The 15,192-nt window shown below is 66.1% G+C and carries 14 protein-coding genes; 11 read left to right on the forward strand and 3 right to left on the reverse strand.

The window, feature by feature from the left end:
* Nucleotides 1-145: 145 nt before the first annotated feature.
* Entirely contained in the window at nt 146-1,006 is an 861-nt protein-coding gene (locus tag SOM26_RS10685) for an alpha/beta fold hydrolase (protein ID WP_320452690.1), read from the reverse strand.
* Nucleotides 1,007-1,043: 37 nt separating this feature from the next.
* Between SOM26_RS10685 and SOM26_RS10690 the strand changes: the two genes are divergently transcribed.
* Together SOM26_RS10690 and astD are read left to right on the forward strand one after the other, a co-directional pair.
* Nucleotides 1,044-2,420: a protein adenylyltransferase SelO family protein gene (locus tag SOM26_RS10690; RefSeq protein WP_320452691.1), complete on the forward strand. Its 1,377-nt coding sequence runs from the start codon at nt 1,044-1,046 to the stop codon at nt 2,418-2,420.
* Nucleotides 2,421-2,429: 9 nt separating this feature from the next.
* Nucleotides 2,430-3,830 (forward strand): succinylglutamate-semialdehyde dehydrogenase, encoded by a 1,401-nt coding sequence (astD, locus tag SOM26_RS10695; protein WP_320452692.1) that lies wholly within the window; start codon nt 2,430-2,432, stop codon nt 3,828-3,830.
* Nucleotides 3,831-3,870: 40 nt separating this feature from the next.
* Here the strand turns inward: astD and SOM26_RS10700 are convergent, their stop codons facing one another.
* Nucleotides 3,871-6,819: a TonB-dependent receptor domain-containing protein gene (locus SOM26_RS10700; protein ID WP_320452693.1), complete on the reverse strand. Its 2,949-nt coding sequence runs from the start codon at nt 6,817-6,819 to the stop codon at nt 3,871-3,873.
* A 250-nt stretch (nt 6,820-7,069) separates the two neighbouring features.
* On the opposite strand from SOM26_RS10700, the gene cobA reads away from it, so the two are divergent.
* From cobA to SOM26_RS10730, 6 genes are all read left to right on the forward strand, one after another.
* Nucleotides 7,070-7,861, forward strand: coding sequence for a uroporphyrinogen-III C-methyltransferase (cobA, locus tag SOM26_RS10705; protein WP_320452694.1), 792 nt, complete (start codon nt 7,070-7,072; stop codon nt 7,859-7,861).
* Complete coding sequence (locus SOM26_RS10710; protein WP_320452695.1) at nt 7,858-8,154, forward strand: DUF2849 domain-containing protein; 297 nt, start codon at nt 7,858-7,860, stop codon at nt 8,152-8,154. The genes cobA and SOM26_RS10710 overlap by 4 nt, the downstream gene beginning before the upstream one ends.
* 23 nt (nt 8,155-8,177) lie before the next feature.
* Entirely contained in the window at nt 8,178-9,803 is a 1,626-nt protein-coding gene (locus SOM26_RS10715; RefSeq protein WP_320452696.1) for a nitrite/sulfite reductase, read from the forward strand.
* On the forward strand, nt 9,796-10,254 hold the full coding sequence (locus SOM26_RS10720) for a DUF934 domain-containing protein (protein ID WP_320452697.1): 459 nt from the start codon (nt 9,796-9,798) through the stop codon (nt 10,252-10,254). Before SOM26_RS10715 ends, SOM26_RS10720 begins: the two co-directional genes overlap by 8 nt.
* The gene (locus SOM26_RS10725) at nt 10,247-10,984 is read left to right on the forward strand and encodes a phosphoadenylyl-sulfate reductase (protein WP_320452698.1); all 738 of its coding nucleotides are present in this window, start codon (nt 10,247-10,249) and stop codon (nt 10,982-10,984) included. The genes SOM26_RS10720 and SOM26_RS10725 overlap by 8 nt, the downstream gene beginning before the upstream one ends.
* Before the next feature lie 77 nt (nt 10,985-11,061).
* Entirely contained in the window at nt 11,062-11,640 is a 579-nt protein-coding gene (locus tag SOM26_RS10730) for a dihydrofolate reductase family protein (protein ID WP_320452699.1), read from the forward strand.
* Between the two features lie 161 nt (nt 11,641-11,801).
* On the opposite strand, the gene SOM26_RS10735 is transcribed toward SOM26_RS10730, so the two are convergent.
* Entirely contained in the window at nt 11,802-13,295 is a 1,494-nt protein-coding gene (locus SOM26_RS10735; RefSeq protein ID WP_320452700.1) for a replicative DNA helicase, read from the reverse strand.
* A 97-nt stretch (nt 13,296-13,392) separates the two neighbouring features.
* Between SOM26_RS10735 and SOM26_RS10740 the strand changes: the two genes are divergently transcribed.
* From SOM26_RS10740 to SOM26_RS10750, 3 genes are read left to right on the forward strand one after another with little or no spacing between them, the layout of a single operon-like run.
* Nucleotides 13,393-13,875, forward strand: a complete 483-nt coding sequence (locus SOM26_RS10740; RefSeq protein ID WP_320452701.1) for a UPF0262 family protein — start codon at nt 13,393-13,395, stop codon at nt 13,873-13,875.
* Nucleotides 13,875-14,549, forward strand: a complete 675-nt coding sequence (locus SOM26_RS10745; protein ID WP_320452702.1) for a GH25 family lysozyme — start codon at nt 13,875-13,877, stop codon at nt 14,547-14,549. Before SOM26_RS10740 ends, SOM26_RS10745 begins: the two co-directional genes overlap by 1 nt.
* On the forward strand, nt 14,546-15,010 hold the full coding sequence (locus SOM26_RS10750; RefSeq protein WP_320452703.1) for a cytidine deaminase: 465 nt from the start codon (nt 14,546-14,548) through the stop codon (nt 15,008-15,010). Before SOM26_RS10745 ends, SOM26_RS10750 begins: the two co-directional genes overlap by 4 nt.
* Nucleotides 15,011-15,192: the final 182 nt, after the last annotated feature.

The raw sequence follows: 15,192 nt of genomic DNA on the forward strand, positions 1-15,192 counted from the left end.
GTCAACCCATGCCCCAATCGTGCACCACCCCGGCGAAGGCCGGGGTCCAGTTGCTGCTCGATGGGCGCAGATCTTTGGCGCTTCCCCAACTGGATCCCGGCCTTCGCCGGGGTGGTGGCGCTGGGGTGTTGAAGGCGTTTCTCTCCTATCCCGCCACCCGGTCGAGCAGCCGCTCGATCCCCGCCAGTGCCTCCGGCTCGGTCAACAGCGGCGTGTGGCCGACATTCGGCACCGTCACCAGCTCGGACGGGGCCAACCGCTCGACCATCCGCTCCGCGACACCCGCGCTCAGGATATCCGAGCGCTCGCCGCGCACCACCAGGGTGGGCACGCCGTTCAGTGCGTCGAGCGCGGCCCACATGTCCGGTCCGCCCTCCGTATTGGGCACGCGGAACGGCTCGGCGATCTTCAGGTCGTAATCGAGCACGATCCGCCCCGCGCTGGTCAGGCGGTGGGTGCGCTTGGCCATGGCCAGCCAGTCCTCGATGCCCCAGCCGGGATAGACGTCCTCGTTCGTCTCCTGCACGCAACGCGCGGCGTGCAGCCAGGTGGGGAAGCTCTGCCCCTTGCCGACATAGCCGCGGATGCGCCCCAGGCCCGCCGCCTCGATCTCCGGCCCGATATCGTTCAGCACCGCCCCCGCCAGCCGCCCGCGCGCGGTCGCGGCCAGCACCATCGTCACGATCCCGCCCAGCGACGTGCCGACCGCGACGAAGCGCCCGATGCCGAATTCGTCCAGCATCGCCTCGACATCCTGGACATAGGTCAGCGGCACATAGGTCATCGGGTCCTTGGCATAGGCGCTCTCGCCCCGCCCCCGAAAGCTGACCGCGATCACCCGCGCGCGGCCCGCCAGCGCCTCCGCCAGCCCTTCGAAATCGCGGGCGTTGCGGGTGAGGCCGGGCAGGCAGATGACCGGGGGCAATGCGTCCGAACCGGGATAGTCGCGCGCATGGAGCCGCAGGCCGTCCTTCGACCACCAATAACGATTCTCATGAGGGATCATGCTTGAAGGTCCTCCGGTGCCGCCTCCATATCGCGGTATGCCCGTATCCCCGCAAGCCTACCGCCCCGCATCCGCGCTCACCGAGATCACCGATTTCATCGCCGATCCCGTGGCGTCCGCCGATTTCCCGCAGACGATCATCCGCTTCCGCAACGACCGGGCGGCCGCCGAGATCGGTCTGGAGACGCTGACCGATGACGAATGGGCACGGCATCTCGGCCGGTTCGCCCCCCTGCCCGATACGCTGCCCGGGCCGTTCGCGATGCGCTATCACGGGCATCAGTTCCGCCATTACAATTCCGACCTGGGCGACGGGCGCGGCTTCACCTTCGCGCAGATGACCGCGCGCGATGGCCGGTTGCTCGAACTCGGCACCAAGGGGTCGGGGCAGACGCCGTACAGCCGATCGGGCGACGGTCGCCTGACGCTGAAGGGCGGCGTGCGCGAAATCCTGGCGACCGAGATGCTGGAGGCGCTGAACGTCCCCACCTCGCGCACGCTGTCGATCATCGAGACGGGCGAGGCGCTGCACCGGGGCGACGAACCCTCCCCCACCCGCTCGGCCGTCATGGTGCGGATGAGCCATGGCCACATCCGCATCGGCAGTTTCCAGCGTCTGGCCTTCGAGCGCGACGAGGCGGGCATGAAGCGACTGGTCGCCTATGTCCTCCGGCATTTTTACGGCGAGGATTCGGACGATCCCGTCCGGCTGCTGACCCTGGTGGCGCAGCGGACCGCGACGCTGGCGGCGCGCTACATGGCCGCCGGGTTCGTCCACGGCGTTCTCAATTCCGACAATATCAACGTGACGGGCGAAAGCTTCGACTATGGCCCGTGGCGGTTCGCGCCGACCTGGGACCCGGAGTTCACCGCGGCCTATTTCGACCAGACGGGCCTCTACGCCCTCGCCCGCCAGCCCGAGGCGATCCAGTGGGACGTGATGCAGCTCGCCTCCAGCCTGCGCCTGATCGCGGAGAGCGATCCGCTGATCGCCGCGCTGGAGGGGTTCGCCACGACCTATCAGGCGGAGATCGTCACCGCGATCCTCTGGCGGCTGGGGCTGACCCCACGCGGCGGCACCGAGGACCGTGCATTGGTCCAGACCTTCGAACGCGCGCTACGCGACAGCCAGGCCGGCCTGGACCGTACCTATTTCGACCTGTTCGGCGGGCAGGTGCCGGATCATTATGACGAAAGCTGGAACCCGCTTCGCGACCTGATCGAGCCCTATCACCCACGCCGCGCCCGCGACGACGCCTATTGGCAGGGCCGCCCGGAATCGATGCTGATCGACGAGGTCGAGGCAATCTGGGCCCCGATCGCCGAGCGTGACGACTGGACCCTGCTTCATGACAAGGTCGCGCGGGTGCGGGCGATGGGCCGGGCGCTTGCCGACCCGGCGGCGGGGGCCTAGCCTTCCCTCATGAGCGAATGTCTGCCGACCTATGAACCCGCCACCGGCGCGCTGATCGCCGAGCTTCCCATCGGTAACGCAGATCGGGAAGTGGCCGCCGCGCGCGCCGCATGGGCCGGTTGGGCGACGACGCCGCTGGCCGGGCGGATCGACATGCTGCGCCGTTTCGCGGAGGTCGTGCGGGACCGCGCAGAGGCCTTTGCCGACCTGATCGCGCGTGAGACGGGCAAGCCGCTCTGGGAGGCGAAGACCGAGGTCGACACGGTCATCGCCAAGGTCGCCATCTCGATCACCGCCCAGGCCGAGCGCGCTGGCGAGCGGTTCACCGATCAGCCGGGCGGCGGCCGCATGGCGCTGCGCCACCGGCCGCACGGCGTGCTGGCGGTGTTGGGGCCGTATAATTTCCCCGCGCATTTGCCCAACGGCCATATCGTGCCCGCCCTGCTCGCCGGGAATGCGGTGGTCTTCAAGCCGTCCGAAAAGACACCCGCGACGGGCGCGTTCCTGGTCGAATGCTATCATGCGGCGGGGGTGCCCCAGGGGGTCGTCCGGCTGCTGGTCGGTGGCCCCGATCAGGGGCGGGCGCTAGCCGGGCATGACGAGATCGACGGGCTGCTCTTCACCGGATCGGCACGCACCGGCCTCGCGCTCAATCGCCAGTTCGCCGAGCGTCCGGAGAAAATCCTCGCGCTGGAGATGGGCGGCAACAATCCGATTGTCGTCTGGGACGATCCCGATCTGGACGCCGCCGCCGCGCTGATCGTCCAGTCGGCCTATACCACCGCCGGGCAGCGCTGCACCGCCGGGCGGCGGCTGATCGTCGAGGACCGGCTGTTCGATCCGCTGATGGCGGCGCTGACCCGCCTCACCGACCGGCTGATCGTCGGCGCGCCGCACGACGCCCCCGCGCCGTTCATGGGGCCGGTGATCGACAATGCCGCGGCGGACCATTTGTTGAAGGCCGTTGGCGATCTGGGCGCGAAGGTCATTCGCCCGCTGGAGCGCGTGACGCCCGGCCTGCCGCTGCTGACGCCCGCCATCCTCGACGTCAGCAGCGTCGCCGACCGCCCCGACGACGAATTGTTCGGCCCGGTCCTGCAAGTCTCCCGCGCACACGATTTTGCTGATGCGATCGGGCAGGCCAACGCCACCCGCTACGGCCTGTCCGCCTCGCTGATCTCGCCCTCACGCGACCGTTACGAGCAGTTCTGGACCGGCATCCGCGCAGGGATCGTCAACTGGAACCGCCCGACCAACGGCGCGGCATCAAGCGCGCCGTTCGGCGGCATCGGCTGGTCGGGCAATCACCGCCCCAGCGCCTATTACGCCGCCGATTACTGCGCCTATCCGGTCGCCAGCGCCGAGACGGAGCAGGCCGCCGCGACGATCCCGATCGGACTGCGCCGATAGGAAAATGGCCCGGAACCGAGGTTCCGGGCCATCCCGTCGCTTAGAAGCGGGCGGAGATGCCGACCCGCAGGGTCCGTCCCCGTACCGTGTAATAGGTCGGGAAGGTATTGAAAAACTGACCAGTGCTATATGTCAGATCGTCGCCGATCAGCGGCGGGTCCTTGTCGAAGAGATTCTGGACGTTGAACCGCACGTCGATCCCCTTCACCAGCGTGACGTTGGTGTTGAAGTCGAAATAGCTGTAGCCCGGAATGCGATTGGCCAGCGGATAGCTCTGGCCCGGTGCCGCTGCCAGAACCGTATTGGTCGACAGCTTCGAATTTTTCGTCGGGCCGGTATAGCGCCAGGTGAAGCCGAGACCGCCCCTGATCCACGGCAACTGCCAGTTGACGCCCGCGACATGGCGCCAGCGCGGCATCGGATCGACGCAAGCAAAGCCGAAATAGCCCAGGCACGACCAGGGCGTGTTGCCTGGCGCGAACTGGCGTTCGTACTTGGTGGTCAGCGTGCCGTTGAAGTTCAGGCCGAAGGTGCCGATATTGTCCTTCATGCCGAACCGCTTCGGATCGAGCGCGTAATTGGTGCTGAAATCGATGCCCCGCGTGGCGGTATAGCCGGAATTGTTATAGCGGGCGTCGGCGATCAGAAGCTGCCCCGTCTGGGGGTCGCGCTTATAGAATTGGCAGAAGAACTCGACCTTGTTGTCATAGCATTGGTTGAACGCCATGCCGATGCGGGTCCATTCGAACGCGCCCTGGATGTTGATGTCGTACCAGTCGGCCGAGGCGGTCAGGCCCGGAATGGCGCGAGGCTGGAACACCACGCCCAGCGTCTTGCTGCGCGAGCGTTCGGGCTGCAGGGCAGAATTGCCGCCATTGACCAACGTCGTCGGGCAGAAGCCGTTGGAATCACAGCCGGTATAGCTGGTCAGCGCATCATATTGTGCCCGCGTCATGCCGATCGAGCAACGATCGAACGTATAGCGCGTCGCGCCCTTTCCGTCGCTCGATGCGCGCGGCGGCGCGCATAGATCGAGCATCAGCGTGTTGGGATAGCGGTTCTCACCCTCCAGGCGCTGGAGCACGCCCACCCGCACAGCGCGGTTATAGCTGCCCCGGAAACGCAGGCCGTCCACCGGCGCCCAGCTCGCCTCCGCCTTCCAGCTATGGATCAAGCGCTGATAGACGTCGTAATCGGAAATCCGATAGCCGCCATTGATGCTGAGTTCCTTGATGAACGGCTTGTCCTCGACCAGCGGAATGTCGATTTCGCCGCCCAGCTCCTTCACGCTGGTTCGCCCGTCGAAGGTCGTGAAGTTGGACCATGAGCCGAAGCCCTGCGACTGGTTGCGATACTTCCGATACTCGCCGGTAATCGCGAAGCCGACGCCGTTGGTGGCGAACGGGCTCTTGATCCCGTAATCCTCCAGCGTGCCGGACACGATGCCGTTGATGACCTGCAGGTCGTTCTGCTGGCGGCGGCTGCCCGGTCCTGTCACCCAATTATAGACCGCGTCGCTGATCGAGGTGTTTGACGAAAAGGCATCGATCGGCTGGCAGTTCGGGTCCGTGCCGTTGATCTTCGACAGACAGGTCGGCACGCCGTTGACGTTGCGAACTTGAAGCCCGCGTGCCAGTCGATCGGCCTGATCGGGCACATACAGATGATCGGCCGACCCGTTCATGATGTTGCGGGTCTGCTGATAGCTGAGCTCGAACCGGATCTTGTCGACGATCATCCCCGACAAATTGAGCGAGCCGCGCCAATCGTTGGTCGTGTTGCGAAAGTTCACCATCATGCCGGGACGGAACAGCGACAGCGCGATGGGCTTGCTGAGCGCGGTGCTGCCCGCCGCTGCGCCGCAGATTTCCTGGGCCTGCGACGCGCTGAGGAACGGATTGTCGCAATTGACCGGCGCGGCAGGCGTCCACAGCCCGCCATTGACCGAATTGGCCCCGGTCTCCACGATACGGCTGTACAGGAAGCTGCCGTTCAACCGCATCCCCAGCGGCAGTTCCGCCGTTAGGAAGCCGCCGCTGTTGACCGTTTCACTGCGCCGCTGGATCGAGTCGACGCGCTGGACACGCACCTCGTCCGCCGTGTCATAGGGGCGAAAGCTGCGCGAACCGTCGCGCGCATTGGTCCGGTCCTGATCATTGATGTTGAAATAATTATACGGATTGTAGGTGGTGCCGTCGCACGCCCATTTCGTATTGCCCGCATCGCGATTGTTGGGATCGAACATCAGAAGCGGGCAGTTGACGGTATCGATATTCCGGAACTGGATCGGGTCGGCTTTCTTATAGGTCACGAAACCGCTGATGTTCAGCCGATCACCCAGCAGGTTCTTGCCCGCCGCCAGCGATGCGAAATAGTTGCCTCCACCCAGATAGGTGCCGCGCGGATAGGTATAGCCCGCATTCTGCGCGGCTGTGGCGAGCAGCGGGTTGTTGTTATTGTGGTTGAAGCCGCTGACCTCGCCATCGAAGGCGATGCCGTTGAACTTGCGCTTCAGGATGAAGTTGACCACGCCCGCGATCGCATCCGAGCCATAGACCGCCGAGGCGCCGCCGGTCATGATGTCGATCCGCTCGATCAGCGCGCCGGGAATGATATTGACGTCATTGTCCATCCGCTGCCCGTTGAGCAGCGTCAGCGTGCGGCCCGCCCCCAGGTTGCGCAAGCCGACCGGCGCGGCGCCCGAAGTCCAGTTCTGGCCCTGCAAGCCCAGCATCGGCGTGACCTGCGGCAGTTGCGCGAGCGCATCTTCGACCCGGGCAAGGCCCCGCTCCTTGAGATAGGTCGAGTCGATGGTGGTGATCGGCGCGTTGCTGGTCATGTTGGGGCGGACGATCCGCGTGCCCGTGACGATGACATCCGATGGATCGCGCTTGTCTTGCCGGGCGTCGATCTTGTCGGTCGAGGCGGCCACACCGGTCAGGGGCGCGTCGTCCTGAACGCCCGGATCAGCAACTCTGCCATCAGCCACCTGAGCCGATGCAACGCCTGACCATGCCAGCGCAATTAACGACGCCCCCAACAGACGCTTGGCGTAACGATATTCCCCCATTCGACTCTTCCCCGCCTTGATTTTTGCGAATCCATTCAATCATAAATTGGGGTGATAAGCAAATATGTTATACTATATGCGTTGCAGCATCGGCTGTCCCAAGCTGATCTACCGCCTCCCCAAGCATCGCTCGGTTGTGGAGGATGGCCGCCGGGATCATCTGTAGGGCATGGTCAGTCTTCTCGATCCCACCGCACGCGGACGCGTGATCCTTGTCGGCGCAGGCCCCGGCGATCCGGGCCTGTTGACCGTCCGCGCCGTCGAGGCGCTGAAGACCGCCGACGTCCTGGTCCATGACGGGCTGATCGACAGCCGCGTCCTCGACCTGGCGCCGCCAGAGGCCCAGCGCATCTCGGTCGCCAAGCGGCGCGCGCGGCACACCTTGTCGCAGGAGGCGATCAACGCCCTGATCGTCGCGCATGTGAAGACCGGCGCGATCGTCGTGCGGTTGAAGGGCGGCGACCCGTTCATCTTCGGGCGTGGCGGTGAGGAAGTGGAGGCGGTGCGTGCCGCCGGTCTCCCTGTCGAGGTGATCCCCGGCGTCTCGGCCGCGCTTGGCTGCGCGGCGGAGGCCATGCTGCCGCTGACGCACCGCGACCATAGTTCGGCGGTGTCCTTCGTCGCGGGCCAGTGCAAGGGGCTGACCGATCAGGACTGGTCGGGGCTGGCAGGCCAGGGCCGTACGCTGGTCATCTATATGGGCGTGGCGACCGCCAACGGTATCGCCGACAAGCTGATGGCGGACGGTGTCGCCCCCGACATGCCGGTCGCGGTGCTGGAGCGCGGGACGCTGGACGGCCACCGCGCCATCCGCACCCTGCTCGCCGATCTCGGTCCCATGGTCGAGCGCGAGGCGGTGAAGAGCCCGGCGATCATCGTCGTCGGCGAGGTCGTCACCCTGTCGGATGCCGAAGACAAGCTCGCGCGTTGGGCCCGCGTGGCGGAAGGAATGAGTGCATGAAACTGCTGACGGGCAATGATCTGGCGACCGGCGACGTGGTCTGGTGGACGGGCCGCGACTGGTCGCGCCATGTCGAGGATGCGGTCGATGTCGGCGCGACCGGCGAGGCGATCCTGCGGGCCGAGGAAGGCGCGCGCCGGGTCAACGTCCCCTATCTGATCGATGCCGAGGCCACCGAACAAGGCCCCCGCCCCGCCCATATCAAGGACCGTATCCGCGCGCTCGGCCCCACGGTGCGCCCCGACCTGACACTGAAGCCCGCCGATGCGGACGCCGGTGCCTGGGTAATCTGAAGCGCGTGATTTGAGAGACCGCCATGTATCGCTATGACGAATATGACCAGGGCATCGTCGATGCCCGCGTCGAGGAATTTCGCGACCAGGTAAGCCGTCGCCTCTCGGGCGCGATGACCGAGGACCAGTTCAAGCCGCTGCGGCTGATGAACGGCCTCTATTTGCAGCTTCACGCCTATATGCTGCGCGTCGCGGTGCCCTATGGCACGCTGGACAGCCGCCAGATGCGGATGCTGGGCCATATCGCGCGCAAATATGACCGGGGGTACGGCCATTTCACCACGCGCCAGAACATCCAGTATAACTGGATCAAGCTGGCCGATGCGCCCGACATCCTCGCCGAGCTGGCGACGGTGCAGATGCACGCCATCCAGACGTCGGGCAACTGCATCCGCAACATCTCGTCCGACCAGTTCGCCGGTGCCGCCGCCGACGAATTCGCCGATCCGCGCCCCTGGGCCGAATTGCTGCGCCAATGGTCGACCTTCCACCCCGAATTCACCTACCTGCCCCGCAAGTTCAAGATCGCGGTGATCGCGGCGGACGAGGACCGGGCGGCGATGCGGCTGCACGATATCGGCATCCAGCTGCTGGAGCGCGACGGCGTGCTCGGCGCGAAGATCTTCGTCGGCGGCGGGATGGGCCGCACGCCGATGATCGCGCATGAGGTGAAGGATTTCATCACCGCCGACCATCTGATGAGCTATCTGGAGGCGTGCCTGCGGGTCTATAACCGCTATGGCCGCCGCGATAATATCTACAAGGCGCGGATCAAGATCCTGCTGCACGAGATCGGCGTCGATGCGTATCGCGACCAGGTGGAGGCGGAGTTCGCCGCGATCCGCGACCTCGGTATCGACCCGCCGGTCGCCGAATTGGCGCGGATTACCGCGATGTTCGCCGGGCCCGATTTCGCGAGCGATGCGCCAGATACGGTCGACCGCGCCGACCCCGATTTCGCTGTCTGGCTGGACCAGAATGTCGCGGCGCACAAGCAGCCCGGCCATGCCATCGTCACGATCAGCCTGAAGCCGATCGGCGGCATCCCCGGCGACGCCTCGGCGGACCAGATCGACCTGATGGCCGATCTGGCCGAGCGTTACGGCCATGACGAACTGCGCGTGACCCATGCGCAGAACATCGTCCTGCCGCATGTCCGCAAGGCCGATCTGTACACCATCTGGACCGCTTTGCGCGACGCCGGGCTGGCCGAGGCGAACCTCGACCTGATCTCCGACATCATCGCCTGCCCCGGCCTGGATTATTGCAGCCTGGCCAATGCCCGCTCCATCCCGCTGGCGCAGAAGATCGGCGAGCGTTTCGCCGGGCGGCAGCGCGAACTGGGCGAGTTGAAGCTGAAGATCTCGGGCTGCATCAATGCCTGCGGCCACCATCATGCCGGGCATATCGGCATCCTGGGCGTCGACAAGAAGGGGACCGAGAATTACCAGCTGCTGCTCGGCGGATCGGGCGCGGAGGATGTGTCGCTCGGCAAGATCACCGGTCCCGGTTTCGACGAAGACGGCGTGGTCGACGCGATCGAGCGTGTGACCGACCGTTACGTCGAACTCCGTGAGGCGGATGAGCGCTTCCTCGACACCTATCGCCGCGTCGGCATGCAGCCGTTCAAGGAAGCCATTTATGGTTGAGCCGATCACCGTGAACACCCATGCGGGTGCGACCCTGCTGCGCTTTCGCGACGATGTGGTGCATGACGAACCGGCGGTAACGCTGGATGCGTTTCTGGGCCAGACCAATGCCACCGCCGTCCGGCTGGAGGCGGGCGACGACGCGCGCGAACTGCTGGCACATCTGGGGCAGATCGCGCTGGTCGAGATCAGCTTCCCGACCTTTCGCGACGGGCGCGGCTATTCAGCGGCGCGCATCCTGCGCGAGGCCGGGTTCGAGGGCGAGTTGCGCGCGGCGGGCGACGTACTGGTCGATCAGATCCCGCACATGCGCCGCTGCGGCTTCGACAGCTTCGCGCCGGAAAAGCCGATCGACGAGCCCACGCTGACCAAGTTGCTGGCCCTCTACCCGCAACCCTATCAGAAGGCGGCGGATGCCCGCGTGCCGGTGTGGAAGCTGCGCCATGGCTGAGCGCGCACTCGACCGGATCGACGTGCGTCCCGCCTATACGGCTGAGGACGCCGCGGCTTACGAGGCGCGGTTCGCGGGCGTGCCCGCGCCCGAGATGCTGCGCACCCTGCTGACCGGCGAACTGCACGGCCAGATCGCAGCGGTGTCGTCCTTCGGCACCGAATCCGCAGTGCTGCTGCACATGGTCGCGCAGGCCGATCCGGCGACGCCGGTGGTGTTCACCGACACGCTGAAGATGTTTCCCGAAACGCTGGTCTACCGCGACACGCTGGTCGCGCGGCTGGGCCTGCTCGACGTTCGGGTTATCCGCCCCGACCCGGCGTCCCTGGCGGCAAAAGACCCGGACGGCATCCGCCACGGCTATGACCCCGATGGCTGCTGCGACCTGCGCAAGGTCGAGCCGCTGGCGCGTGGCCTTGCGCCGTTCGAGGCGTGGATTTCGGGTCGCAAAGGTTTTCAGGCGGGCACGCGCCGCGCCCTGCCGCGCTTCGAGGTCGAGGATGGCCGGTTGAAGCTGAACCCGCTGGCCGATTGGGACAAGGCGGCGCTGGACGGCTATTTCACCGCCCATGACCTGCCGCGCCATCCGCTGGAGGCCGAGGGGTATCTGTCGATCGGCTGCGCGCCATGCACCAGCAAGGTCGCCCCCGGCGAGGATCCGCGCGCGGGCCGCTGGCGTGGTTTTGCCAAGGTCGAATGCGGCATCCACCGGCCCGTCACGGCGGGCTGACCGCGCACCTACCATTCGGGGCCGTTCGGGATACTCCCGCCTGTCCCAGCCGTTGAGCCTCCTGACCGGAGGTGCCTATGCGCGAATTGATCCTGAAGATGACGATGTCGCTCGACGGCTTCGTCAACGCCGTGGACGGCGACAATCGCTGGATGTTCGGACAGGACCCGGCGGCCCAAGCGTGGAGCGTCGACTATCTCGGCCAGGCCGGGCTGCACATCATGGGGCGTGAGACGTTCCATGCGATGGCGGACCATTGGCCCGGCTCCACCGACCCGTTCGCCGAACCGATGAACACCATCCCCAAGGCCGTCTTCTCACGCGAAGGCGATTCGATCGCCCCGTCCGCGGTGACGATGCCGCCGGGCGGCGAAAGCTGGGCCGATGCCTATGTCGCGAGCGGCGACCTAGGCGAAGAGATCGCTGCGCTGAAGGCCGAGCTTGGTGGCCCGATCATCGCGCATGGCGGGGTGCGCTTCGCCCGCAGCCTGATCGAACAGCGGCTGGTGGACCAATTCGCGCTGCTGGTCGTGTCCGTGGCGCTGGGGCGCGGTGAGGCATTGTTTTCGGAGTTGGATGCACCGCTGGCGTTGAATTTGGTCGAGGCGATACGTTTTCCGGGCGGGGCCATCGCCCAAATCTACCGACCCAGGTGAGATGTTGGGGCGTGGCCTTCGACTGCGCTCAGGCTGAACGGAGGGATGGGCAGGCGTCGTGCCTTGCCCACGTCCCACTTCCCACCCTCCGTTCGCACTGAGCGAAGTCGAAGTGCACGCTATGCCGCCCGTCCCGAAGCCTTCCGCCGACCGCCAACCGATCAATACCCCGCGAAGTCGGTGAACCGCGTGATCGTCGGGTCGAACTTCATGACGACCTTGCCCGTGGCGCCGTGACGCTGCTTCGCCACGATCAGCTCGGCCAGGCCATAGACCCGCTCCACCTCGGTCGCCCACTTGGCATGATCCTCGAAGACCTTGCCGTCATCGCCTTCCATCGGGCGCTTGGGCTCGCGCTGCATCATGTAATAGTCTTCGCGGAACACGAACCAGACCATGTCGGCGTCCTGCTCGATCGAGCCCGATTCGCGAAGGTCGGACAGCATCGGCCGCTTGTCCTCGCGCTGCTCGACCGCACGGCTGAGCTGCGACAGCGCCAGCACCGGCACGTTCATGTCCTTGGCCAGCGTCTTCAGCCCGCGCGAAATCTCTGAGATTTCCTGCACACGGTTGCCCTCGGACGACTTGCCCGATCCGGTGAGCAGCTGGAGATAGTCGACCACGACCAGCCCGATCTCGTTGTTATGCCGCCGCTGAAGCCGCCGGACGCGGGTGTGCAGCGCCGAGATGGACAGGCCGCCGGTATCATCGATGAACAGCGGCAACTGTTCCAGTTCGGCGGCGGCGGCGGCGAGTTGGGCGAACTCGTTGCGGCTGATCTTGCCCATGCGCAGCGCTTCGGAACTGATCCCCGACTGCTCAGCCAGGATACGCGTCGCCAGCTGGTCGGCCGACATTTCGAGGCTGAAGAACGCGACCTTGGCGCCCACCGACTCGGAGGGCGGGATGCCGTCCTGCATGTCGCGCATCCAGCGGCGTGCGGCGTTGAACGCGATGTTGGTTGCCAGCGAGGTCTTGCCCATGCCCGGACGCCCCGCCAGGATCATCAAGTCAGACCGGTGCATACCGCCGATCTTGGCATTGACCGAGTCGAGACCCGTGGTGATGCCCGAGACATGGCCGCCCGAATTCAGCGCGCGCTCGGCATTCTTGACCGCCATGGTGGTGGCCTGGGCAAAGCTCTTCACCGCATTCTCGGAGCCGCCATCGGCCGCAACCTTGAACAGCTCGTTCTCGGCCAGCTCGATCTGCGCGCGCGGGTTCACCTCTTCAGAGGTGTCCATCGCCCGGTCGACCAGCGTGCGCCCCACCGTCACCAGCGCGCGCAGCATGGCCAGGTCGTAGATCTGCGTCGCGAATTGCCGCGCACCGATCAGGCCCGCGCCCGACCCGGTCAACTGGGCGAGATAGGACGGGCCGCCCAGCGCCTTCATTCCCTCGTCCGCCTCGAACATCGGGCGCAGGGTGACGGGGGTCGCCAGCATGTCGGTGGCGCGCAGATTCTTGATCGCGGCGAACACGCGGCCGTGCACCGGCTCGAAGAAATGGTCGGCGTCGATGCGGTCGACCAGATCGTCGGCCAGCCGGTTGTCGATCATCATCGCGCCGAGCAGCGCGGCTTCCGCCTCGATATTGCGGGGGAGCTGCTGCGGCTCGGTGGCGGCAGCGGGATTGGAAAAAGCGAGGGAGGCCATTCCTCTGGCGTTAGCGCGGAGCGCCGCCGGATGAAAACACATTGCGTCGATCAGCGAGGGATTTGCGGCGCACGCGCTTCGCGACTATCCCTGCCGGATGGCCGATCCGCGGATCATCTCTATCGACCTGGACGAGCGCAGCCTGGGCTGGCGCTCGGCCGATGTCGAGCAGGAGCGGCGGATCGCGATCTTCGACCTGATCGAGGAAAACTATTTCGCGCCGCAACGGCCGCAGGCGGACGGCTATGCCGGGCCCTATCGCATCAAGCTGGAGTCGGAAGAGGGCCGCCTCGGCATCCACATGTACCGTGAGGACGGCACGCATATCGAGACGCTGGTGCTGGCGCTCGGCCGTTTCCGGCGGCCGATCCGCGATTATTTCGCGATCTGCGACAGCTATTACCACGCGATCCGCGCCGCCACCCCGCAACAGATAGAGACGATCGATATGGCCAGGCGGGGCATCCACAACGATGCCGCGCAGATGCTGAAGGAACGGCTGACCGGCAAGATCGAGGTCGATTTCGACACCGCGCGCCGTCTGTTCACACTGCTCTGCGTCCTGCATATCCGCAACTAATGGCGATTCTCTGGAAAATCGGCGCGGGGCTGCTGGCCCTTGGCGCGATCAGTGCGGGCGGGCGGCACTGGGTCACGCATTGGCAACCCTCGCCCGAGCATTATGCGCTGCAGGGCATCGACCTGCCCGAAAAGCCGCCCGCCGTCGAATGGCGGACGCTGCGCGCGAACGGGGCCGACTTCGCCTATCTGGTCGCGACCTCGGGCGCCGATCGCCGCGATCCCTCGTTCGAGGGCAATTGGGATGCGCTGCCCGAAGCGGGGATGCGGCGCGGCGCGATCCATATCTATTCGCTGTGCCAGCCCGCTGCGGCACAGGCCGATGCCTTCAACATCTTCGTGCCACGCACCGGCGATGCCCTGCCCGCCGCGATCGACCTGTCCTTCCACGACGACTGCACCGCACGGCCCGACCGCGCGCAGTTGATCGCCGACCTGACCCGGTTCGTGGCGATGGTCGAGACGCATACCGCCAAGCCGGTAATGCTGCGCGTGTCCAAGGCGTTCGAGTCGGAATACAGCATCACCGCCGCCCTGCCCCGCCCCGTCTGGGCGACCGGCAATCTGTTCAAGCCCGATTATGCCGCGCGCCCCTGGCGCATGTGGCGTGCCAGCGATTTCCGCCGGGTCGATGGGGTGGAAGGCCCCGTAAACTGGGACGTCGTCACGCCATGAATACCACCGATCCACAGGTCCTGCCGCAAGACCTGATCGCCGCCGCCCGCGACGCCGCGCGTCATGCCCATGCGCCGTACAGCCGCTTCGCGGTCGGGGCGGCGCTGTTGATGCAGGACGGATCGGTCATCACCGGCGCCAATTTCGAAAATGCCAGCTACGGCCTGTCGCTCTGTGCCGAGACGGTCGCGATCGCCACCGCCTCGGCGGCCGGGCGGCTGCGCGAGATCGTGGCCATCGGCGTGATCGGCGGCGCGATGGATGCCGACGGCGTGCCCACCGGCAACACCCCGGTCAGCCCCTGCGGCCGCTGTCGACAGGTCATCAACGAAGCAGCGCAGATGGGCGGCCGCGACCTGCCCGTCCATTGCGGAGCGGCCGAGGGCGATGCGATGCGCACCTATCGCCTGTCGGAACTGCTTCCCGACGCGTTCGGGCCGGCGGATCTGGGCATCGGCTGACGTCCTCCCGCCGAGCCGCAAAAGCACCATGAGACTGTGCGCGCGGAGGCGCAGAGGACGCAGAGGAGATTCAGGCCAGAAAGCCCCTGAACCGCTAGCGATGACCGGCTGCCGCCTGCCATCGTGGGCGACACCTCCGCGTTCTCCGCGCCTCCGCGCGAACATCATTCTTCTTCAAAAAC

This window comes from Sphingomonas sp. CFBP8993 (genome assembly GCF_034044895.1).
GTDB lineage: Bacteria > Pseudomonadota > Alphaproteobacteria > Sphingomonadales > Sphingomonadaceae > Sphingomonas.